Annotated in this window: 16 protein-coding genes; 6 read left to right on the top strand and 10 right to left on the bottom strand. The window is 69.0% G+C overall.

Annotated features, from left to right (window positions below; genetic code table 11):
- Positions 1–19 precede the first annotated feature (19 nt).
- On the bottom strand, positions 20–1768 hold the full coding sequence (locus tag MTBSS4_RS03395) for an ATP-binding protein (RefSeq protein ID WP_254432363.1): 1749 nt from the start codon (positions 1766–1768) through the stop codon (positions 20–22).
- Between the two features lie 85 nt (positions 1769–1853).
- Here MTBSS4_RS03395 and MTBSS4_RS03390 point away from each other — a divergent pair, with 85 nt between their 5' ends.
- The 6 genes from MTBSS4_RS03390 to MTBSS4_RS03365 all read left to right on the top strand — a co-directional run bounded on the left by MTBSS4_RS03390 (position 1854) and on the right by MTBSS4_RS03365 (position 12775).
- The gene (locus MTBSS4_RS03390) at positions 1854–4256 is read left to right on the top strand and encodes a helicase-related protein (protein WP_173982074.1); all 2403 of its coding nucleotides are present in this window, start codon (positions 1854–1856) and stop codon (positions 4254–4256) included.
- 153 nt (positions 4257–4409) lie between these two features.
- A complete protein-coding gene (locus MTBSS4_RS03385) occupies positions 4410–6095 on the top strand; it encodes a methyl-accepting chemotaxis protein (protein WP_173981991.1) in 1686 nt (561 codons plus the stop codon).
- Between the two features lie 141 nt (positions 6096–6236).
- Positions 6237–9791 (top strand): response regulator, encoded by a 3555-nt coding sequence (locus MTBSS4_RS03380; protein WP_173981990.1) that lies wholly within the window; start codon positions 6237–6239, stop codon positions 9789–9791.
- Positions 9781–10611, top strand: coding sequence for a protein-glutamate O-methyltransferase CheR (locus MTBSS4_RS03375; protein WP_173981989.1), 831 nt, complete (start codon positions 9781–9783; stop codon positions 10609–10611). The genes MTBSS4_RS03380 and MTBSS4_RS03375 overlap by 11 nt, the downstream gene beginning before the upstream one ends.
- Positions 10612–10616: 5 nt before the next feature.
- Positions 10617–11240: a chemotaxis protein CheB gene (locus tag MTBSS4_RS03370; RefSeq protein ID WP_173981988.1), complete on the top strand. Its 624-nt coding sequence runs from the start codon at positions 10617–10619 to the stop codon at positions 11238–11240.
- Entirely contained in the window at positions 11237–12775 is a 1539-nt protein-coding gene (locus tag MTBSS4_RS03365) for an ATP-binding protein (RefSeq protein ID WP_173981987.1), read from the top strand. Before MTBSS4_RS03370 ends, MTBSS4_RS03365 begins: the two co-directional genes overlap by 4 nt.
- A 13-nt stretch (positions 12776–12788) precedes the next feature.
- On the opposite strand, the gene MTBSS4_RS03360 is transcribed toward MTBSS4_RS03365, so the two are convergent.
- Genes MTBSS4_RS03360 through neuC form a run of 9 tightly spaced genes read right to left on the bottom strand, consistent with a single transcriptional unit; the run spans position 12789 to position 21090 of the window.
- Complete coding sequence (locus tag MTBSS4_RS03360; RefSeq protein WP_173981986.1) at positions 12789–13439, bottom strand: cyclase family protein; 651 nt, start codon at positions 13437–13439, stop codon at positions 12789–12791.
- A 58-nt stretch (positions 13440–13497) separates the two neighbouring features.
- Positions 13498–14487: a UDP-glucose 4-epimerase GalE gene (galE, locus tag MTBSS4_RS03355; RefSeq protein ID WP_173981985.1), complete on the bottom strand. Its 990-nt coding sequence runs from the start codon at positions 14485–14487 to the stop codon at positions 13498–13500.
- Positions 14484–15557 (bottom strand): nucleotidyltransferase family protein, encoded by a 1074-nt coding sequence (locus MTBSS4_RS03350; protein WP_173981984.1) that lies wholly within the window; start codon positions 15555–15557, stop codon positions 14484–14486. Before MTBSS4_RS03350 ends, galE begins: the two co-directional genes overlap by 4 nt.
- A gap of 12 nt (positions 15558–15569) precedes the next feature.
- Positions 15570–16505: a polysaccharide deacetylase family protein gene (locus tag MTBSS4_RS03345; protein WP_173981983.1), complete on the bottom strand. Its 936-nt coding sequence runs from the start codon at positions 16503–16505 to the stop codon at positions 15570–15572.
- Complete coding sequence (locus tag MTBSS4_RS03340) at positions 16505–17392, bottom strand: class I SAM-dependent methyltransferase (RefSeq protein ID WP_173981982.1); 888 nt, start codon at positions 17390–17392, stop codon at positions 16505–16507. The genes MTBSS4_RS03345 and MTBSS4_RS03340 overlap by 1 nt, the downstream gene beginning before the upstream one ends.
- Positions 17393–17442: 50 nt before the next feature.
- Complete coding sequence (locus tag MTBSS4_RS03335; protein WP_173981981.1) at positions 17443–18135, bottom strand: acylneuraminate cytidylyltransferase family protein; 693 nt, start codon at positions 18133–18135, stop codon at positions 17443–17445.
- Positions 18132–18755 (bottom strand): acetyltransferase, encoded by a 624-nt coding sequence (locus tag MTBSS4_RS03330; protein WP_173981980.1) that lies wholly within the window; start codon positions 18753–18755, stop codon positions 18132–18134. Before MTBSS4_RS03330 ends, MTBSS4_RS03335 begins: the two co-directional genes overlap by 4 nt.
- Positions 18752–19840, bottom strand: a complete 1089-nt coding sequence (neuB, locus tag MTBSS4_RS03325) for an N-acetylneuraminate synthase (RefSeq protein ID WP_173981979.1) — start codon at positions 19838–19840, stop codon at positions 18752–18754. The genes MTBSS4_RS03330 and neuB overlap by 4 nt, the downstream gene beginning before the upstream one ends.
- On the bottom strand, positions 19837–21090 hold the full coding sequence (gene neuC / locus MTBSS4_RS03320) for a UDP-N-acetylglucosamine 2-epimerase (protein ID WP_217425491.1): 1254 nt from the start codon (positions 21088–21090) through the stop codon (positions 19837–19839). The genes neuB and neuC overlap by 4 nt, the downstream gene beginning before the upstream one ends.
- Between the last annotated feature and the right edge of the window lie 118 nt (positions 21091–21208).

Genomic DNA, 21208 nt, shown 5'->3' with positions numbered 1-21208 from the left:
CGAATCGTTGACCGGGTGGTTATAGCTCCGACCGGGGCGGCCGGCCAGCATTTGGCGCCACCACCGCGAAACACGATCCCCGCCCGGGGCGCGAACGCAGCTCCAGGCGAAGTCCCAGCAGCGCCGCCATGCGCCGCACCACGCCCAGGCCCAGGCCGAGGCCGCCGCCCGGAGCGGCGGCGTCGCCGCGGACGAAATCGTCGAAAATGGCCCGGTGCATGTCGGCGGGAATGCCGATGCCGGTGTCCCAGATCTGGAGGACGAGGTCGCCGGCGCGGTGGCGGCAACCCAGCAGGATGCCGCCCGACCGGGTGTGGTGGACGGCGTTGACCACCAGATTGCGCAACAGCCGTTCCAGCAGCACCGGATCGGTGCGGATGGTCGCCGAGGTGGCGGCGACCCGCACCGACAGGCCCCGGGCCGAGGCCTCGGGCTCGATCTGTTCGGCCAGTCCGCGCAGCAGCGGCAGCACCGCGAAGGTGGAGACGGTCGGGGTGACGCGGCCGGCCTCCAGGGTCGAGACGTCCAGCAGGGAGGTCAGCAGCGAATTGGTGGCCTCGATGCACTGGCGCAGCTTGTCCACCACCTTGAGGTCGGCGGGGGAATCCAAGCGGGTGGCCAGAACCTCGGCGAACATGCCGGCGGCCTGGAGCGGCTGGCGCAGGTCATGGCTGGCGGCGGCGAGAAAGCGGGTCTTGCTGTCGTTGGCCTGCCGCGCCTCCTCGGCGCGCTGTTCGGCCTCCACGGTGCGCTCGCGCACGGCGGCCTCCAGGCCGTCCATCATGGCCTCCTCGCGGCGGATGCCCCGGAACGCCAGCAGGGCGAGCCCCAGCACGCCCATGCAGGCCGCCGCCAGGGCCAGCCCCAGCAGCAGCGCGGCATGGCGCCAGGGCGCCAGCACCTCGTCGATGCTCATGCCGGCGTTGACCAGGATGCCGAAGCGGGACAGTACCCGGAACGAGACCACCCGTTCGACCCCGTCCAGCGGCAAGACGGCGCGGACGGTGCCGGACGGCGCCCGCCTGGCCGCGTCCAGCACCGTGCCGGTCTTCACCGTGCGGCCGACATGGCGTTCCGGGTGGGGCTGGCGCAGCACCACCTCGCCGTCGAAATTGGCGCTGGCGACATAGCCGCCCTGTCCCAGGGCCAGGCTGTTGTAGAAATCGGTGAAGAAGGCGGCGTCGATGCCGACGCTGACCACGCCGAGAAACCGCCCGTCGCGGCCGGCGATGCGGCGGTTGAGGCTGAAGATCAGGTTTCCGGAATAGCGGCCGGTGATCAGCGGCCCCACCACCATTTCGGTGCCCCCGGCCAGGGTGCGGAACCAGTTTCGGTCGGCCAGGGTGACCGCCTGGGCCGGGGTCGGGGCGGTGGCGGCCACGACGTGGCCGTCGGCGTCGGCCATCAGCAGTTCGCCCCGTTCCGGCAGGGTCTCGCGCAGGGCCAGCAGTTCGGCCCGTACCTGAAGCGACGACATTTCACCGGCGGCGTGGGCCTCGCCGATCCGGACCATGCGCTGGAGAATGGAATCGCTGACCGACAGGGTCCGGCCCAGGTGATCGTCGAACAGCCGGGCCAGTCCCTGGGTGCTGGCGGCCGCCTCTTCCAGGGCGACGGTGCGGAGATGGGCCAGGACGCTGACGGTTCCGCCGATCATCAGCGCCAGGACCAGCCCGACCAGCAGGCGCAGTATCCGCCGCAGCTCGGCCGGCGGCCGCTCGGTCCGGGGCGGGGCCGTCGGCGCGCAAGGTGGTGTGTCGTCGCTCACCGTGATCTTGACCGATGGGTTGAACAGGGAGTCAGACTATACCGCCCTTGCCCGGCGGGAAAGCCTGGAGCACAGTGGCGGGGCCATGACCGCCGGCCGCATTCTCGCCGTTCTCGGCCCCACCAATACCGGAAAGACCCATCTGGCGCTGGAGCGGATGCTGGGCCATGCCTCGGGCATGATCGGCTTTCCGCTGCGGCTGCTGGCCCGCGAGAACTATGACCGCATCGTCCGTCTGAAGGGAGCCGGGGCGGTGGCGCTGATCACCGGCGAGGAGAAGATCCTGCCGCCCTGTCCGCGCTGGTTCGTCTGCACGGTGGAATCCATGCCGCTGGACCGGCCGGTGGCCTTTGTCGCGGTGGACGAGATCCAATTGTGCGCCGATGCCGAGCGCGGCCACATCTTCACCGACCGGCTGCTGCACGCCCGCGGCCGGCAGGAAACCGTGTTCCTGGGGGCCGAGACCATCAAGCCACTGCTGCGCCGGCTGGTGCCGGGGGTGGAATTCGTCAGCCGGCCGCGCTTTTCCAGCCTGACCCATGCCGGCCCGCGCAAGCTGGCGCGGCTGCCGCCGCGCTCGGTGGTGGTGGCGTTCTCGGCCGCCGAGGTCTACGCCACCGCCGAATTCGTGCGGCGGTCGCGCGGCGGCGCGGCGGTGGTCCTCGGCGCGCTCAGCCCCCGCACCCGCAACGCCCAGGTGGGAATGTACCAGGCCGGCGAGGTGGATTACATCGTCGCCACCGACGCCATCGGCATGGGGCTGAACATGGACGTGGACCATGTGGCCTTCGCCGCCCTGCGCAAGTTCGACGGCCGCGCCCCCCGTTCGCTGGACCCCGCCGAACTGGCCCAGATCGCCGGCCGTGCCGGCCGCCACATGAACGACGGCAGCTTCGGCACCACCGCTGACGCCGGCATCATCGCCCCCGACGTGGCCGAAGCCATCGAGAACCACCGGTTCCCGCCGCTGAAGGCGCTGTCGTGGCGCAATGCCGATCTGCGCTTCGCCTCGGTGGCGGCGTTGCTGGCCAGTCTGGAACGTAAGCCCGACCGGGCCGGACTGATCCGCGCCCGCGACGCCGACGACCAGACGGCGCTGGCCGCACTGGCCGCCGACCCCGAGATTCTTCGCCTCGCCAATCATCCCGAGCGGGTCCGGCTGCTGTGGGAGGTCTGCCGGATTCCCGATTTCCGCAAGGTGATGGATGAATCCCACACCCGGCTGCTGGGGCGCGTCTTTCGCCACCTGACCGCGCCGGCCGGGCGGCTGCCCGCCGACTGGCTGGCCGAATCCATCGCCCGCATCGACCGCGCCGATGGCGAGATCGACGCCATCGTAAGCCGCATCGCCAACATCCGCACCTGGACCTATGTGTCGCACCGTCCGGACTGGGTCGCCGATCCCGCTCACTGGCAGGAGACGACGCGCGCCGTCGAGGATCGCCTGTCCGACGCCCTGCACGACCGCCTGACCAGCCGTTTCGTCGACAAGCGCACGGCGGTGCTGGCGCGGCGGCTGCGCGACGACGGGGAGATGGCGGCCGAGATCGCCGGCGATGGCGAGGTCAGGGTGGAGGGCCAGTATGTGGGGCGGCTGACCGGCTTCACCTTCGCCGCCGACCGGGCCGAAACCGCCGGGGCCGCCCGCACCATGCAGAACGCGGCGCTTCGGGCGCTGAAGCGCGAGACCGCCCGCCGGCTCGATCAGTTGATGCAGGACGGCGACGAGGTTTTCACCCTCGGCCCCGATGGTGTTCTATGGCGCGGCGAAGCCGTCGCCCGGCTGGCGGCGACTGGCGATCCGCTGCGCCCGCTGGCCGAGCCCGCCGAATCCGACCTGCTGGAGGCCGCCGCCCGCGACCGGCTGCGCCGCCGCTTGACCGGGGTGGTTCACGGCCTGCTCGCCCGCGACCTGGCGCCGCTGGTCCGCCTGCGCGAGGCGCCGCTGGCCGGCGCGGCGCGGGGGCTGGCGCACCAATTGGTCGAGGCGCTGGGCTCGGTGACGCGGGAATCGGCCGGTCCCCAGGTGACGGCGCTGAGCGGAGCCGATCGCAAGGCGCTGGCCCGGCTGGGGGTTCGCCTTGGCACCGAAAGCGTGTTCCTGCCCGATCTGCTGAAGCCGCCGGCTCAGCGGACCCGCGCCCTGCTGTGGGGGCTCCGTCACCGGATTCCGGTTCCGGCGACGCCCGGCCCCCGGCCGGCGGTGATGGTGGACGAGGCGGCCGCCGCCGGCTTCCTGGACGCCGTTGGCTATCGCCCGGTGGGGGGCGTGGCGGTGCGGGTCGATATCCTGGAACGGGTCGCCGCCGAGGCCCGCGCCCTGGCCCGGGCCGGAACCGCCGAGCCCAGCCGCCTGCTGCTGTCGCTGCTGGGGCTGGGGCCTGCCGCCGCCCGGTCCGTCATGGCCGGCCTGGGCCGCCGGCCCCGGCCCCATCGCCGGCCCAGGGACAATCCCGATTCCCCGTTCGCCATGCTGAAATCGCGGTAGACCCCGAATATAGTTGCAATGAACAACTGTTGTCTGCCATAACATAATGGCCGCCGCATCGTGCCGTCCATCGGTCCGGCGTCCAACAACGAACAGACAATCATCAGGCTTCATCGGAGCGGCGGAGTTCATCGCGCCGCAAGGGGGGAACTCATGCGCTTGGCTGACATGAAGATCGGCGCCCGGCTGTTCGCCGGCTTCGGCCTGATGATCCTGATCACCGGCGGGCTCGGCGTGCTGTCGGTGAGTCAGCTGCGATCCATCTCGGCGCAGACCGAATTGATGCACCGCCATCCGTTCACGGTCTCGTCGGCGCTGGCCGAGGCCAATGCCGGCATCATTTCCATGCACCGCTCCATGAAGGATCTGGCGCTGGCCTACGAGGACAAGGACATCGCCGTCGCCGAGGCGGCGATCGATCAGGCCGAGGCCGTGGTCATCGCCGGGCTCGACCTTGCCCGTGCCCGCTTCCTGGCCGATACCGCCATCTTCGACGACCTGCGCGACGCCCTCGAACGGTGGCGGCCGATCCGCAAGGAGATCGTCGCCATGATGAAGGAGGGGCGCAGCGTCGAGGGCGCCGATCTCACCAAGGGGGCCGCCGCCAGGCAGGCCGCCCTCATCCAGGGATTGATGGGATCGGCCATCCGGCTGGCCACCGAGGACGCGGCCAATTTCCGGGAACGGGCGCAGACGCAGCAGCAAGACGCCACCGTCCTGCTGCTGGGGGCGTTCGCCGTCCTGGTCGCGGTGGGGCTGGCGGTGGCGCTGGTGGCGACCCGCAGCCTGACCCGGCCGCTGGAAAGCCTGCGCCGCAGCATGACCACCCTGGCTTCCGGCGGCGACGAGGCCGTGTCGGTGCCCTGTCTCGACCGTCGCGACGAGATCGGCGACATGGCCCGCGCCGTCGGCGTGTTCGCCGGCAACGCAAACGAGATGCGGCAACTGGCCGAGGAGCGCCGTCAGGCCGAGGCCCGCGCCTCGGAGGAGCGGCGGCTGGCCCGCGCCGCCCTGGCCGGCGAGTTCGAGGCGACGGTCAAGGCGCTGGTCGCCAGTCTGGCCGACGAGGCTTCCCGGATGAGCCGGACCGCCTCGTCCATGTCGTCGGCCGTCGCCGATGCCTCCGACGGCGCCGCCGCCGCCGAGGACAGCGCCAAGGCGGCGGCGGGCGACGTCCAGACGGTGGTGGACGCGGTGACGCGCATGTCGGGCGCCATCGCCGAGATCGAGCGCCAGGTGGTGGCGTCGTCCAGCACCACCGCCGACGCGGTCGGCAAGGCCCAGGGCGCCTCGGCCAATGTCCAGAGCCTGGCCGCCGTTGCCGACCGCATCGGCGAGGTGGTGGGGCTGATCAATTCCATCGCCGGCCAGACCAACCTGCTGGCCTTGAACGCCACCATCGAGGCCGCCAGGGCCGGCGACGCCGGCAAGGGCTTCGCCGTGGTCGCGGGCGAGGTCAAGCATCTGGCCAGCCAGACGTCCAGGGCGACCCACGAAATCTCCAGCCAGATCGCCCAGGTCCAGGCCGCCACCGCCGAAACGGTGACGGCGATACAAGACATCGCCCGCATCATCGTCGACATGAGCCATGTGGTGGAATCCATCACCCATTCGGTGACGCTTCAGCAGGCGGCGGCCGGCGAGATCACCGCCCGGGTCGAGGCGGCGGTGCGGGGCGCCGGCCTGGTGGTGGGAAACGTGGCGCGGGTCAGTTCGGTCTCGCATCAGGCCGGACTGGCGTCGGATCAGGTGCTGGAGCAGTCGCGGGGATTGTCCGACCGGACCGGGAACCTGATGGACGAGGTGACCCGCTTCATCGCCGGCATCCGGGCTCGCTGATCCGATGCCGGATGTGATGGTCGTTGCAATTTATGAGAGAGCAATATGTATCCGCGTCGGACGCCTGTCCTGTAGCGAACCCGACCCATTCCTTGGTATGTATGGCGGTCTGCCCCGCATGCCCCGAGGAGGGGGACCCTGGTGCTGTCGTCCCGGACCCGAATCGTCACCCGTCTGACCGCCGGTTTCGCGGCGCTGCTGCTGCTTACCGCCATCATGGCGGGCATGGCCTACCGCACCATGTCCGAGATGGCGGCGACGGCGTCGGACCTCTACCGCCACCCCTTCGCGGTGACCAATGCCCTGATGCAGGTGCGCACCCACATCAACGGGCTGCGGGCCGACATGCTGACCCTGGTTCGGAGCGGCGACCAGGACGAGGTCGAGCGCATCGCCGCCCGGATGGTGGAAACCGACGCCGATATCCATCGCAACCTCGACGTCATCCGGTCCCAGTATCTGGGAGACGTCGAAGCCATTCAGCGGGTGACGGAGCTGCTGGCCCGCTATCGCTCCACCCGCGAGCGCAACATCTTCCTGGCCCGCAGCGGCCGGTTCGACGACGCCGTCGCCAACGCGGCCGAATTCGGCGGGCCGCAATACACCGAACTGCGCCGCGAACTGGAAGCCGCCTACACTTTCGCCCTTGGCAAGGCCGCTGACTTCCATCGCCGCATCGAGAGCCAGCGCGACGAGACCGCCCTGCGCATCGTCCTCACCCTGGCCGCCCTGCTGATTCTGGGGTATGGCCTCGCCTGGCTGATCACCCGGTCCATCACGGTGCCGCTGAACCAGTTGCGCGTCAGCATGGGACGGCTGTCGGCCGGCGACCTTTCCACCGAGATTCCCAATCGCGAGGGCAGCGGCGAGGTGGTCGAGATGGCCCGCGCCGTCGAGGTGTTCAAGCACGCGGCCCGGCGGCTGGACAGCCAGCGCTGGGTCAAGGACGGCGTCGCCCGCCTGTCCGCCGCCATCCAGACGACGGAGACCACGGCCGATTTCGCCGCCGCCGCGCTCGGCGTCCTGACGCCGCTACTGGGGGGCGGCGTCGCCTTGTTCCATGTCCGCGCCGAGGGCGGCTTCGGCTTCGCCATGGCCGCCGGCTGGGGGGCCGCCGGCTGGGGGGGCGGCACCACCGGGGTGTTCTCGCCCGGCGAAGGGTTGGCCGGGCAATGCGTCGTTTCCAAGACGCCGCTGTTCCTGGAGGACCTGCCGGCCAATTACCTGCGCATCGGTTCCGGCCTGGGTCAGGCGGCGCCACGCGTGGCGATGGCGGCGCCGGTGATGGCGCATGGCCGCGTCCTGGCGGTGGTCGAGATGGCCTCGCTGGCCCCGTTCAGCGAACAGGGGCTGGCCTTTCTGGAAGAGGCGCTGCCGGTGCTTGGCCTCAATCTGGAGGTGCTGGAACGCAATATCCGTACCCGCGAATTGCTGATCGAGACCCAGGCCCAGGCCGAGCAGCTGCGTTCGTCCGAGGAGGAACTGCGCGTCCAGAGCGAGGCGCTGCAATCCGCCAACGAGGAATTGCGCGCCGGCGAGGAGGAACTGCGCATCCAGCAAGAGGCGCTGGAAGCCGTCAACGAGGAACTGCGCCTGAAGGGCGAGGCGCTGGAGGAACGCGGCCGGTCCCTGGAACAGGCCCGCGCCGAAGCCGACCGCCGCGCCGTCGAACTGGACCAGGCCAGTCGCTACAAGTCGGAATTCCTCGCCAATATGAGCCACGAACTGCGCACGCCGCTGAACAGCCTGCTGATCCTGTCCAAATCCCTGGCCGACAACGAGGACGGCAACCTGACCCCCGATCAGGTGGAATCGGCCTCGGTCGTCTTCGAAAGCGGCAATCACCTGCTTGGCCTGATCAACGACATCCTCGACCTGTCCAAGGTCGAGGCCGGCAAGATGCGGGTCAACGCCGCCGAGATTGCCGTTTCCGCCCTTGCCGCCGGCATTCGCCGCCGCTTCCAGCCGGTGGCCGCGGACAAGGGGCTGGTGCTGTCCGTCGAGATCGCCGACGGCCTGCCCGAGGAATTCGTGGGCGATCGCGGCAAGATCGAGCAGATCGTCAACAATCTGGTCGGCAACGCCGTCAAGTTCACCGCCGCCGGCGGGGTGAGGGTGCGGCTGGCCCATCCCGGTCCGGCCGAGATGGCGGCGGCGGTTCCCGGCGGCGCCCCCGGCTCCTGTCTCGCCCTGTCGGTGACCGACAGCGGCGTCGGCATCGCCCCGTCCGATCAGGACCGCATCTTCCGCGCCTTCGAACAGGTGGACGGCAGCACTTCCCGCCAGTTCGGCGGAACCGGGCTCGGCCTGACCATCTCGCGCCAGCTGGCCCGCCTGATGGGCGGCGAGGTGCTGGTGGACAGCAAGACCGGCGGCGGCAGTACCTTCACCCTGGTGCTGCCGCTGACCCAGGGGCCGCCTGCCGCCCCGCCGCCCGCTATCCTGCCGCCCGCCATCCTGCCCGTCGAGGCAGCCCTGCCGCCCCGTCCGGCCGGCGTGCCGGGGCACCAGCCGCTGTTGCTGGTGATCGAGGACGACGCCCCTTTCCTCGATATCGTCTGCGATCTGGCGCGCAAGCGGGGATTCCGCACCCTGGCCTGTTCGGACGGGCTGGACGGCGTCGAGATGGCGAGGCGCCACCGTCCCACCGGCATCGTGCTCGATATCGGCCTGCCCCGGCTGGACGGCTGGGGCGTGATCGACGCCCTGCGGCGGGCGCCCGAGACCCGCGACATTCCCGTTCACGTCATCTCGGCGGCCGACGAGAAACTCCGCGCCCGCGAGACGGGCACGGTGGGCTTTCTCGCCAAGCCGGTCAGCAAGGCCCAGATCGAGGGCGCCTTCGAAAGCCTGCTTCAGGCGGCGGTTCCCGCCGATGGCCGCCATCTGCTGCTGGTCGACGGCGACGCCGGGGAACGTGAGGCCATCGCCGCCATCCTGGCGGGGCTCGATCTCGACATCACCCATTGCGCCAGCGGCGCCGAGGCGTTCGCCCTGCTTCAACTGCATGCCTATGACGGCGTGATCCTCGCTCCCGGTCTGCCCGACATGGACGGGGCCGCCCTGCTGGAAAGGATGACGCGCGAGCGTGTCCGGCTGCCGGCGGTGATCGTCTATTCGTCGGCCGAGCTGACCCAGGACCAGACCCTGAGGCTGCGCGAATTCACCGACAGCATCATCATCCGGGGCTCGCGGTCGTCGGAACGTCTGCGCGACGAGGTCTCCTTGTTCCTGCACAGCGTCGAGGCCCGGCTGAACCGCGACAGGACCGTCGCGCCGACGGCGTCCGAACCGCGGTTCAGGTCCCTGGCGGGGCGGACGGCGCTGGTGGTCGACGACGACATGCGCAACGCCTTCGCCCTGTCCAAGGTGCTGCGCGGCCGGGGGCTCAAGGTCCTGATCGCCCAGGACGGCGCCAAGGCGCTGAAGCAGCTTGACGGCCAGGACCGCGTCGACATCATCCTGATGGACATCATGATGCCGGGAATGGACGGCTATCAGACCATGGAACGCATCCGCGGGCATGCCCGCCACGCCCGTCTGCCCATCATCGCCCTGACCGCCAAGGCCATGGCCGGCGACCGCGACCGCTGCATCGCGGCCGGCGCCAGCGACTACATGGCCAAGCCGGTCGACCTGGAACGGCTGATGGAACTGATGGCCGGGCATTTTCCGGGAGAACCCGATGCCGGCTAGGGCCAGTTCCATCCACGGCATCGAGATGGATCTGGTGCTGGAAGCCCTGGCGCGGCGCCACGGCTACGATTTCCGCCATTACGCCCGCGCCTCGCTGAAGCGGCGCATGACCGGGCTGGCCCAGAAACTGGGCTGCGCCCATATCGCCGAACTGGTGCCCAGGGTACTCCACGACGACGCCCTGCTGCCCGAGATCCTGGCCGGCCTGTCGGTGCCGGTGACCGAGATGTTTCGCGATCCACCGGTGTTCAAGGCGATCCGCGATACCTTGCTGCCCATGCTGGCCACCCATCCCCGCATCAATATCTGGCAGGCCGGCTGCGCCACCGGCGAGGAGGTCTATTCCCTGGCCATCCTGCTGAAGGAGGCGGATCTGCTGCACAAGACGCAGATCTACGCCACCGACATCAACGACATCGCCCTGGCCAAGGCCGAGGACGGCATCTTTCCCGCCAAGGCCATCGAGAAATATTCCGACAACTACCTGAAGGCCGGCGGCCAGGGGGCGCTGGCCTCCTATTTCAGCATGGGCTACGGCTTCGCCAAGATCGACGCGGCCATCAAGGAGCACATCTCGTTCGCCCATCACAACCTGGTGGCCGACGGCGTGTTCTGCGAGGTCGGTCTGGTGGTCTGCCGCAATGTGCTGATCTATTTCGACCGCGTCCTCCAGGACCGGGTGCTGGGCCTGTTCTCCGACAGCCTGTCGCGCGGCGGCTTCCTGTGCCTGGGCACCAAGGAAAACGTGACCTTTTCCGCCGCGGCCCCGCTGTTCGCCGCTGTCGATCCGGCCCTGCGCCTGTACAAGAAGCGGGGGTGACGGCGATGTCGGCCCTGTCCCCGCACCTTCCGTCCGGACATTCTCCCATCGCGGCGGTCGGCATCGGCTGTTCCGCCGGCGGGCTGGACGCCCTGCGCCATATCCTGCCCGGCCTGCCGGCCGGCCTGCCGGTTCCGGTGGTGGTGGTGGCGCATATGGGGCCGTCGCCGGACAATCCGGTGCTGGAGGCCATCGGCCGCCATTCCGGCCTGCCGGTGGTGGAGGCCAAGGAGCGCGGCAAGGCGGTGGCCGGCTTCGTCCACGTCTGTCCGCCCGATTATCATCTGCTGGTGGAGGCCGACCACGGCTTCGCCCTGTCGGTGGACCCCAAGGTCAACAATTCCCGCCCGTCCATCGACGTCTTCCTGTGCGCCGCCGCCGAAAGCTGGGGCAGCGGCCTGCTGGCGGTGTTGCTGACCGGGGCCAGTGGCGACGGCGCCGCCGGCATGGCGGCGGTCAAGGCGGCCGGCGGGCTTTGCATCGTTCAGGACCCCGCCGGCGCCCATGCCCCGACGATGCCGCGATCCGCCATCGATGCCGGCGGCGCCGACTGGGTCGCGCCCCTCGACGAGATCGCCGGCCTGATCGTCTCGCTGTGTCCGCCGCCCCGGCTGGAGGCGACGTCATGAGCCCGGCCAAGCCGAAGATCCTGGCGGTGGACAACCGCCCGGCCAACCTGCTGGCCCTGCGCAAGGTGCTGGCGCGGGTGGACGCCCGGCTGATCGAGGCCGACAACGGCAACGACGCCCTGGCGCTGTGCCTGGATCATGAATTCGCCCTGATCCTGGTGGACGTGGACATGCCGGGCATGGACGGCTACGAACTGGCCGAACTGCTGCGCGGCGAGCCCAAGACCGCCCATGTGCCGCTGATCTTCGTCACCGCGTCGTGCTCGGACGACATCCACCGCCGGCGCGGCTATGGCGTCGGCGCGGTGGAATATATCCAAAAGCCGGTGGACGACTTCATCTTGCGGTCCAAGGTCGGCGTGTTCCTGGAACTCTATCTGGCCCGCAAGGGGCTGGAGGCGGAACTGGCGCGCTCGGAGGCCATGGCCGCCTCGTTGCGGGAAGGCGAGGCCCGCCTGCGGGTCAGCGAGCAGAAATTCCGCAATCTGGTCGAAAACACCGCCGACATGATCTGGGAGGTCGATTGCGACGGCCGCCTGACCTATGTCAGCCCGCGCAGCCTCGATCTGCTGGGCCTCGATCCGGCGGCGCTGGAGGGCCGGACGCTGGTCTCCCTGTGCCGGCCCGAGGACGCCTCGCGCCTCGGCCTCGCCCTGCTGGGCGGCAGCCATCGCATGGAACTGGTGCTGGAGGCCGCCGACGGTGGCCGCGTCCACACCGAGTGCAGCATGCTGCCGTTCCATGACGCCGACGGCGCCCTGATCGGTTATCGCGGCATCACCCGCGACATCAGCATCCGCCGGAAGGTCCAGGCCGAACTGGCGCGCAAGACCGCCGACCTGGAACGTTCCAACGCCGACCTGGAACAGTTCGCCTATGTCGCCTCCCACGACCTGCGCGAGCCGCTGCGCATGGTCAACAGCTTCCTCGGCCTGCTGGAGCGCCGCATCCTGGCGACGCTGGACGACGAATGCCGCGAATTCATCGCCTTCGCCAAGGACGGCGCCCGGCGGATGGACCACCTGATCCTCGACCTGCTGGACTATGCCCGCATCGGCCGCAATGCCCCGCCGGAGCGGCCGGTGCCGCTGGGCCGGGCGTTGGAGACCGCCCTGGCCAATCTCACCGTCGCCCTGACCGAGAGCGGGGCCGAGGTGACGGTGCCGGCCGGGATGCCGGACCTGTGCGTCGACGAGGTGGAATTCGTCCGCCTGTTCCAGAACCTGATCGCCAACGCCGTCAAGTACCGCCACCCCGACCGGCCGCCCCGCATCCGCATCCTGGTTGGGCACGCGGACGAGGAATGGAGTTTCGCGGTCGAGGACAACGGCATCGGTATCGAGCCGCAATATTTCGACCGCATCTTCCAGATATTCCAGCGTCTGCATGTCCGTGGCGAGGCCGACGGCACCGGCATCGGGCTGGCCGTGTGCAAGCGGGTGGTCAACCGCTATCGCGGCCGTATCTGGGTCGAATCCGTGCCGGGCCAGGGCTGCCGCTTCCGCTTCACCGTTCCCGACGCCCCGGGGGCCTGACCGGCCGGGCTCCTCAGCCGTCGCCTCGGGATAGCACCACCCGGCAGGGTGAGCCGTCGGCGCCGATCAGCCGCAGCGGCAGGCAGGCCAGATCGTAGCCGCCGGGCTCGATGTGGCGCAGGTCCAGCCCCTCCACCGCGATGACGCCTGCTCCCAGCAGGATGCGGTGGGTGGTGGGCTCGGAATCGTGAAATCGCTGCACCGACAGGTAGTCCACTCCCACCAGGCCGATGCCGCGCTCCACCACCCAGGCGGCGCCTTCGGGGGTGAAGGCGACGAAATCCTCGAAGAACGGCCGGGCCGGGTCGTCCCACAGCGCCGAATTGCGGGTGCGCAACAGCAGCCGGCGGCAGCCGGCGGGAATATCCAGCCCGGCCAGCTCGTCCGGTCCGACGGCGTCGGCCAAATCCGGCACCCGCGCCACATGGCACGGCCCCATCAGCATGTCGAGATCCAGCCCGGCCACGTCGCTGCCGCCGGGGATGAAATGCAGCGGCGCGTCGAGATGGGTGCCGTAATGCACCACGAAATCCATGCGGGTGACGGTGCAGGCATCGCCCCTGTCCATGTCAGACAGCCGGGTGATGACCGGGGCCGGCTCGCCCGGCCACGGGGGGACGCCACCGCCGAAGGCCAGGGTGACGTCGTGGCGCCGGATGGTCATATCGGGCGGCCTTGGCGGGCATTCCGCCCGCCGGGGCCGGGTCGGGAGCCGGACATCGTCACCGGGCCTCCCAGTCCAGGGCCGAACGGATCATCAGGTCGAGATCGTCGTGCCGGGGGCTCCAGCCCAGCACCCGCTTCAGCAGCGACGAATCCGCCACCAGGGCGGGGGGATCGCCGCGCCGGCGGCCCTCGGTCCGGATATCGAGCCGCTTGCCGGCGACGTGCTCGACCGCGTCCAGCACGTCCCGCACCGAATAGCCCCGGCCATAGCCGCAATTGGCGATCAGCGAGTCGCCGCCGGCCTCCAGGTGCCCCAGCGCCCGCACATGGGCCTCGGCCAGATCGGAAACGTGGATATAGTCGCGGATGCAGGTGCCGTCCGGCGTCGGGTAGTCGTCGCCGTAGATGGCGAGGCCGGGGCGCTTTCCCGTCGCCGCCTCCACCGCGATCTTGATGAGATGGGTCGCCACCGGCGACACTTGGCCGCTGCGCATGGCGGCATCGGCGCCGGCGACGTTGAAATAGCGCAGCGCGGCAAAGCGCATGGTCCCGGTCGAGCAGGCCCCGGTCGAGCAGGCATCGGCCAGCGCCCATTCCAGCGCCAGCTTGGAGCGGCCATAGGGGCTGATGGGGCGCAGCGCCGCCCCCTCGGGCACCGGCAGACGGTCGGGCTCGCCATAGACGGCGGCGGTGGAGGAATAGACGAAATGCCTGATTCCGGCGGCGACGCAGGCGTCGAGGAAGGCGAAGCCGGCTCCGACGTTGTTGCGCCAATAGGGCAGCGGCGCCTGAAACGATTCCGAGACGATGATGGAGCCGGCGAACATCATGACGCCGTCGCAGCCGTGCTCGGCCAGGATGCGGCGAACCAGGCCGGCGTCGCCCACGTCGCCCTGGACGAAGACGGCGCCCGCCGGCACCAGATCGCGCCGGCCGGTGGACAGGTCGTCCAGCACCACGACCTTGCGGCCGGCATCGGCCAGCGCCAGCGCCACATGGCTGCCGATATAGCCGGCCCCGCCGGCCACCAGGATGGGGGACGTCATGGACTCAAGTCCTTCTCCGGGTCGCTGAACACTTTGTGGAAGTCGCCGTTGGCCTTGGCGAAATCGTCCATGCGGCCGATGTCGAGCCAGTATTCCCGAATGGGAAACGCCACCACCGGCCGGCCGTCGTCCATCGCCCGTTGCAGCAGGGCAGGCATGTCGCAGGGCCGGCCCGGTTCCAGCCGCGCCAGCATCCGGGGGGCCAGCACATAGATGCCGGCGTTGATGAAATGGGTCAGCACCGGCTTTTCCTGCAACGCCCGCACCCGTGAGTTCTCGACCTCGACCACGCCGTAGGGCACCTCGATGTCGTATTCGCGGACGCACATGGTGGCGTCGGCCCGCTGTTCGGCATGGAAGTCCAGCAGCGCCCGGTAATTGACCGAGGTCAGCACGTCGCCGTTCATCACCACCAGCGGCGCTTCCGGCTGTTCGGGCAGTGCCGCCAGGGCGCCGGCGGTGCCGAGCCTGCCGTCTTCGCGCAGGTAGCGGATGTCGAGACCGAGGCGCGAGCCGTCGCCGAACGCGGCCTCGAACTTCTCCGCCATGTAATTGACCGCCAGATAGACGCGGCGGATGCCGCAACCGGCTAATTGCACCAGGATGGTTTCCAGCAGCGGCCGCCCGCCCACCGGCAGCAGCGGCTTGGGCGTGGTGGCGGTCAGTGGTCTCAGCCGCTCGCCCAGCCCGCCCACCATGAGGACCGCCCAGTTGGGCAACTCGTCCCCGGCCAGCAATTCGTCCTCGGTCTCCAGGCCCAGCAGCACGCCGTCCTGGTCCACCACCGGCAGATGGCGCAGCCTGCGCGAGCGGATCAGCGCCAGGCGGTCCTGGCGCGAGGATTGCGGCGTGGTGACCAGCGGGCCGCGGTTCATCACCTTGGCCGCCGGCTCTTCCAGCTTCTCGCCTCTGAGGATGGCGCGGCGGATGTCGCCGTCGGTGATGGTGCCCAGCAGATGACGCTCCTGGTCCACCACCAGGATGATCTGGGCGGCCGACAGGTCCAGGATCTTGATGACGTCGATGATCGGGCTGTCAGGACCGACCAGGATATTCGACCAGTTCTTCATGGGCGGGCTCTCTCAGGCGATCTGGCGCGATGGGGGCAGGTCGTTGGTGTCCAGACGCGGTAATGCCAGGGGCGAGTGTTCGCCAATGTGGGCCACTGCCGCCTGGGTGGTCAGCGCTGCGGCGCATCCGCGCATACCCAGCAACGATCTGGTGTCGCCGTTATGGGCGCCGTAAGGATAGCACATCACCCAATCAGTGGTGGGGGCTCCCAGCTCGGCCAGGAAGCCTAGTGAGGCGTCGATCTCGATCGCCTGGCGTTCGGCCGGCAGGCGATCGAGCCAGTAGTGACCCGCGCCGTGACTGCCCACGTACATGCCGCAGCCAATCATGGTCCGCAATTGATCCTCGGTCATGTAAAGTTCTGATGCAAAGGCCTTGGTGTCCTCGGATACGAAATGGCTGAATAGCGATTGCGTCAGCTGGTTTCGGATAGTTTCAGGAAGGCGATGCTGCAGGAGCCTCTTGATAAATATAACATCAGCAGGGTCGAATCTAGATGGATGCGCGAGTTCACTCCAATAATCGTCAAAACGACCATTTTCTTGGTTCTGGTCAATGAAGTCTCTAATCATATCGATTATGAGTGTAGTATTTTTGCTTGCGGCCAAGATGTAATGAATCTTGTTAACATCTAGCAGGTCTCTTTCCCGTATTGTCTTTACCGGTGGAAAGAATGATCCTTGCCAGCCACGCTCATACAGCAGTGGAAAAACATTAGTGTAATGGTCAAGGTAGCCATCGTCGAAAGTCAGCCACGCGGCATTATCGGGCAGGGTGGTCTCGCCCTTCAACGCAGCCACCACCTCGTCCACCCTCACAACTCGATAGGCCTTGGCAATATGGTCGAGTTGGCGTCGGAAGTCCGCCAGGGTCCGGCCCTTGATGGCGGGAAAGCGCGACCGCTCAAGATCGCGGACGTAATGGTACATGACGATGGTGAGCGGCATCAGCACTCCTTCCTGACGTCCAGGACAAAGGTGGAGCTATAGGGCACCACTCGTTGATCGCGCATGGTCAGGTCGGACAGGACATGGGCGAACTGGGAATGAAGGTCAGGATTTTCAGCCTTCATCGCCAGGGGCAGGGCGTGGAGATGGACCGGATACAGCGTGGATGGAGAAAAGCCGCATTGACGCAGGCGATAGATCAGATCCGCCGGGGAGTACTGATAGCGGGAATCGACCGGAATGCCGGTTACGGGATGAGTGTTTGGCTGAGGGTCGATGCGCTCGTGACGACGCAGTGCCAGAAAGGCCTCTTCCTGAGTAGCGCTGCCATGAAGTGTGATCGCTTCGGCGACCAATGCGTTCAGAGTGCCTAATTCAGCTTCAATGCGGGTGAAATCGTTCAGGGACACCGCGTTGAACAGGCGGTTGCGCGATCCCACCGCCAAGGCGCCGCCTGGCTTCAGCATGCGATGGCAACGCCGGAAGAAGTCGGTCATCTGCTCGGGAGAGAAGTACTCGATCAGTCCCTGGGCGCTGATGATGTCATAGGCGGAGTCTTCGAACTCGGTTTCGAAGACGGATCCGGCGCTAAACGTCGCGGTTACGTCGGCTTCCTGGCGGTTGATCTCGCACTGGCCGATCATCTCATCGGCAAAATCGATGCCTTCGGCTAACAGGCCGTTTCGTGCGGCGGCAATCACCAATTGGCCTGTGCCGCAGCCGACATCGAGAAACCTCCGGGTACCCGTCATGGACCCGGCTACCGCCAGGGCAGCACGGTTGCGGTCATCAATCAGGCTGTAGCGACCGGAATAGCCGGTGGCCTTGGCTTGCCAGTCATCGGCGGCGGCCCGGAAATAATTCCTAGTCTGTTCCTGCTGTTCCACGGTATTCGTCTCCTCCGTCTATCCTCTGGTAGACCATGTGCCAGGAGGCATCAAGTCTTCGAATCCGCCAGCACCGCCTCGGCCAGCCGGAAATCCAGCAGGGAGTCGATGTCGACCGACCGCTCCGCCGGCATGACGTAGCCGAGGCTGCCCTCGCCCAGAAAGGCGCCGTGTTCCAGGAACCACGGCACCCGCACCACGTAGACGGCGCCGTTGGGGACATAGACCACCGGCAGGTCCTGGCGCCGGCCCCCCTGGATGGGCGGCAGCAGCGGCGACAGCCGGCAATGCTCGTCCATGGTCTGCATCCACCAGGGCGGCTTGGCCGCCGGAGTGACGCCGACGCAGGATGGCGCGCCCGTTTCCGCCACCTTGCGGATGCAGGCGTCGACGTCGGCGGCGAGGCGCAATGGCGATGTCGGCTGCAACAGCGCCAGCAGGTCGTAGGTCCGGTCCAGCGCGCCCAGGGCGTGGCGGACCGCGTCGGCCGAGGACGCCGAATCGTCGGCCAGCGCGGCCGGGCGCACGAACGGAGCCTCGGCCCCCGCCGTTACCGCCGCGTCGATGATGGCGGCGTCGTCGGACGAGATCACCACCCGGTCGACCAGCGTCGCCGTCCTGGCCTGCTCGACGCTCCAGGCCACCAGCGGCTTGCCACCCAGCGGGCGGACGTTCTTGCCCGGCAGGCCCTTGGAGCCGCCGCGCGCGGTGATCAGGGCCAGGACCGACAGGCCGTCGATCATGGCGTCATCGCCCTGGCGGGAAGTCCGGCCACCCTGGCGCCGTCGGGCACCTCCCGGACCACCACCGCTCCGGCCGCCACCAGGCAGCCGCGGCCGATGCGCACGCCCTCGACCACCACCGCGCCGGTGCCGATATGGCTGGCCTCGCCCACGTCGACGCCTCCCGACAGGGTCGCGCCGGGCGCGATATGAACGAAATCGCCCAGGCGGCAGTCGTGATCCACCGAGGCGCGGGTATTGACGATGACGCCGCGCCCCAGCGTCGCGTCGGCCTGAATCACGGCGCCGGCCATGATCTGGCAGCCCTCGCCCGACGAAACCCCCCGCGCCACCGATGCCGCCGGATGAATGACGGTGAGGAAGCAAAAGCCGCGTTGGCCGAAGCTCCGCTCCACCCGCATCCGCAGGCCTGGGTCGGCGACCGAGCCGATGCCGTTGACCAGCAGCCAGCCCGGCAGGATGCGGTCGTCGCCGCCCAGCACCGGCAGGCCCAGCACGGTCTGGCCGTGCAATCGGGAATCGGCGTCGACAAAGCCGGCCACCGCCTCGCCCCGCGCCAGCAGGGCATCGGCCAGCACCTTGCCGTGACCGCCGGCTCCGACGATGACGATGGTGCTCATGACGGCTCCATCTCCAGCGGCTGGTCCGGAGTGAAGTCGCGGCGGGCGACACTGCCCACCAGGCTCCACCATAGCATCGGCGACATCCCCTCGGCTGAAATCCGCTTGGCGGTCACGTCGTCGGGGCCGATCACGGCGCCCCTGGCGATGGGCCGGGCCGCCACCAGCGCCTTGCGGATGACCGGACGGTTGCGCAATTCGGCCGGACCCGGCTGCTTGCGGCCGTCCCCCAGCGCCGCCTCCACCTGCCGGATGCCGGCGACCAGGGCCGCCAACTCGGCGGGATCCAGCGACATGCGATGGTCGGGGCCGGGCAGCGATTTGTCGAGGGTGAAATGCTTCTCGATCGAATCGGCGCCCATGGCGACGGCGGCGATGGCCACGGCGATGCCCTCGGTATGGTCCGACAGTCCCACCGGCAGGCCGAAGGCCCGGCGCAGCGTATCCATGGCGCGCAGATTGACCTCGGCATAGGGGGCCGGATACTCGCTGGTGCAATGCATCAGGCGCACATGCGCCGACAGGGCGGCGCGGCCGGCCTCGCCGGCATGGACGGCGCGGAACGCCTCGATCCCCGGCATCGCGTCGGGCGGTTGGGTGTAGCCGAAGGCCAGGACGCCCAGCGCCTGCTCCACCTCGTCCAGTGTGCTGGCGCCGGTGGACAGGATGATCCTGGCCCTGGTCCGCGCCGCGGCCAGGATCAGGGGCGCGTTGGTGATCTCGCCCGAGGGGATCTTGATGGTGTCGAGTCCCAGGCCCTCGGTCAGCAGGCGCAGGCTGGGGAAATCGAACGGCGTCGAGAGAAAGCGGATGCCGCGTCGGCGACAGCCTTCCAGCAGGGCGTGGTGGGCCGCCTCGTCCAGTTCCAGCCGGGCCAGCATGTCGCGCTGGCTCTCTTTCGCGCCGGTGGCCCGCTGTTGATACTCCGCCTTGCCGGCGGCGTCGGTGACGATGGCGCCGGCCTTGAACGTCTGGAACTTGACCACGTCGGCCCCGGCGTCGGCGGCGGCGTCCACCAGTTCCAGGGCGCGGTCGAGGTCGCCGTTGTGATTGACGCCGGCCTCGGCGATCACCAGCACGCTCATGCCCAGTCTCCCGGCAGGTCGAAGAATGTCTTGATCAGCAGGCCGTCCAGTTGGACGGTTCGCAGCGCCTCGGCGATTCGGGCGGCGGCGCCGGGCGTGCCGAACGGATAGGGCGCGCGGGCGGCCTCGGCGCGGAAGGCGGGGGCCAGCGCCCGGATCAGCGCGGCGCGGATATCGGCCTCGGTCTCGGCGCAGTCGATCACCGAGGCGGCCCGCAGCCGGCCCTGCTGGCGGCGGCCGATGTTGACGGTGGGGGTTTTCAGGAACGGTGCCTCGATGATGCCGCTGGACGAATTGCCCACCACCGCCGCCGCCGCGTCCATGGCGGCGGCATAGAGCGACAGGCCCAGCGACGTTGCCGCCCGCACCCGGCCGGGGCGGGCCTTGCACCAGCGGTCGATGACGCGGGACACCGAATCGTGGCCGGGATCGGCATTGACGCCGGTGGCGATGACATGATGGTCGGGAAAGGCGTCCAGCGCCGCCGCCAGGGCCTCCATCGCGTGGCCGGGATCGCCGTTCTCCAGGGTGACGGGGTGATAGGTGACCAGGAAGAAGGGAGCGCCTTCGGGCAGGCCAAGCCTTTGCTCCAGCTCGGCCCTCGGCATGGCCGGCAGCGCCGCCAAGGCGTCCAGCGCCATGGCGCCGACGGTGAAGACCCGCTCGGGCCGCTCTCCCATCTGGACGATGCGGCGGCGATAGGGCTCGGCGGCGGCGAAATGCAGATGCGCCATCTTGGTCAGCGCGTGGCGGATGGCTTCGTCCATGGCGCCCTCGCTGGCCTCGCCGCCATGAATGTGGGCGATGGGAATCCGCAGCAGCATGGCCGCCTGGGCGGCGGCCAGAATCTCGTAGCGGTCGCCCAGCACCACCACCAGGTGGGGGCGCTGCCGTTCGAACGCCTCGGCCATGCCGGTCAGTCCCAGGGCCATGGCGCGGGCGGTTTCCCGGGGGGAATCGCCGGCCAGTTCCAGGTCGACGCGGGCGTCGATGACGAGGCCGTCGGCCTCGATGGCGGCGGCGGTGGCGCCGAACCGTGCCGACAGATGGCTGCCGGTTACCACCAGCCGCAGGTCCAATGCCGAATCCGCCTCGATCGTCCTCATCAGCGGCAACAGCAGACCGTATTCGGCGCGCGAGCCGGTGACCACGCAGATGGTGCGGTGGGCCGGAGCCGGTGTCGGGGAAAAGGGCAGGGCAGGGACCTCCGATTGATGCCGCGCATGGCGTGGACGCAGGCCGGGGAACACTCTATCCATCACGGTCGGGCGGGTAAACCATCAGACGCGACGGGTCGGTGGAAGACCCTGCGAAGGCCTGTGGGGGACGTTGACACCGGAGCCGGCGACTGGTACTGGGCACGCTTCG

It is taken from the genome of Magnetospirillum sp. SS-4 (assembly GCF_902729425.1).
Classification (GTDB): domain Bacteria; phylum Pseudomonadota; class Alphaproteobacteria; order Rhodospirillales; family Magnetospirillaceae; genus Phaeospirillum.
This window is presented reverse-complemented; position numbering and strand designations above follow the sequence as displayed.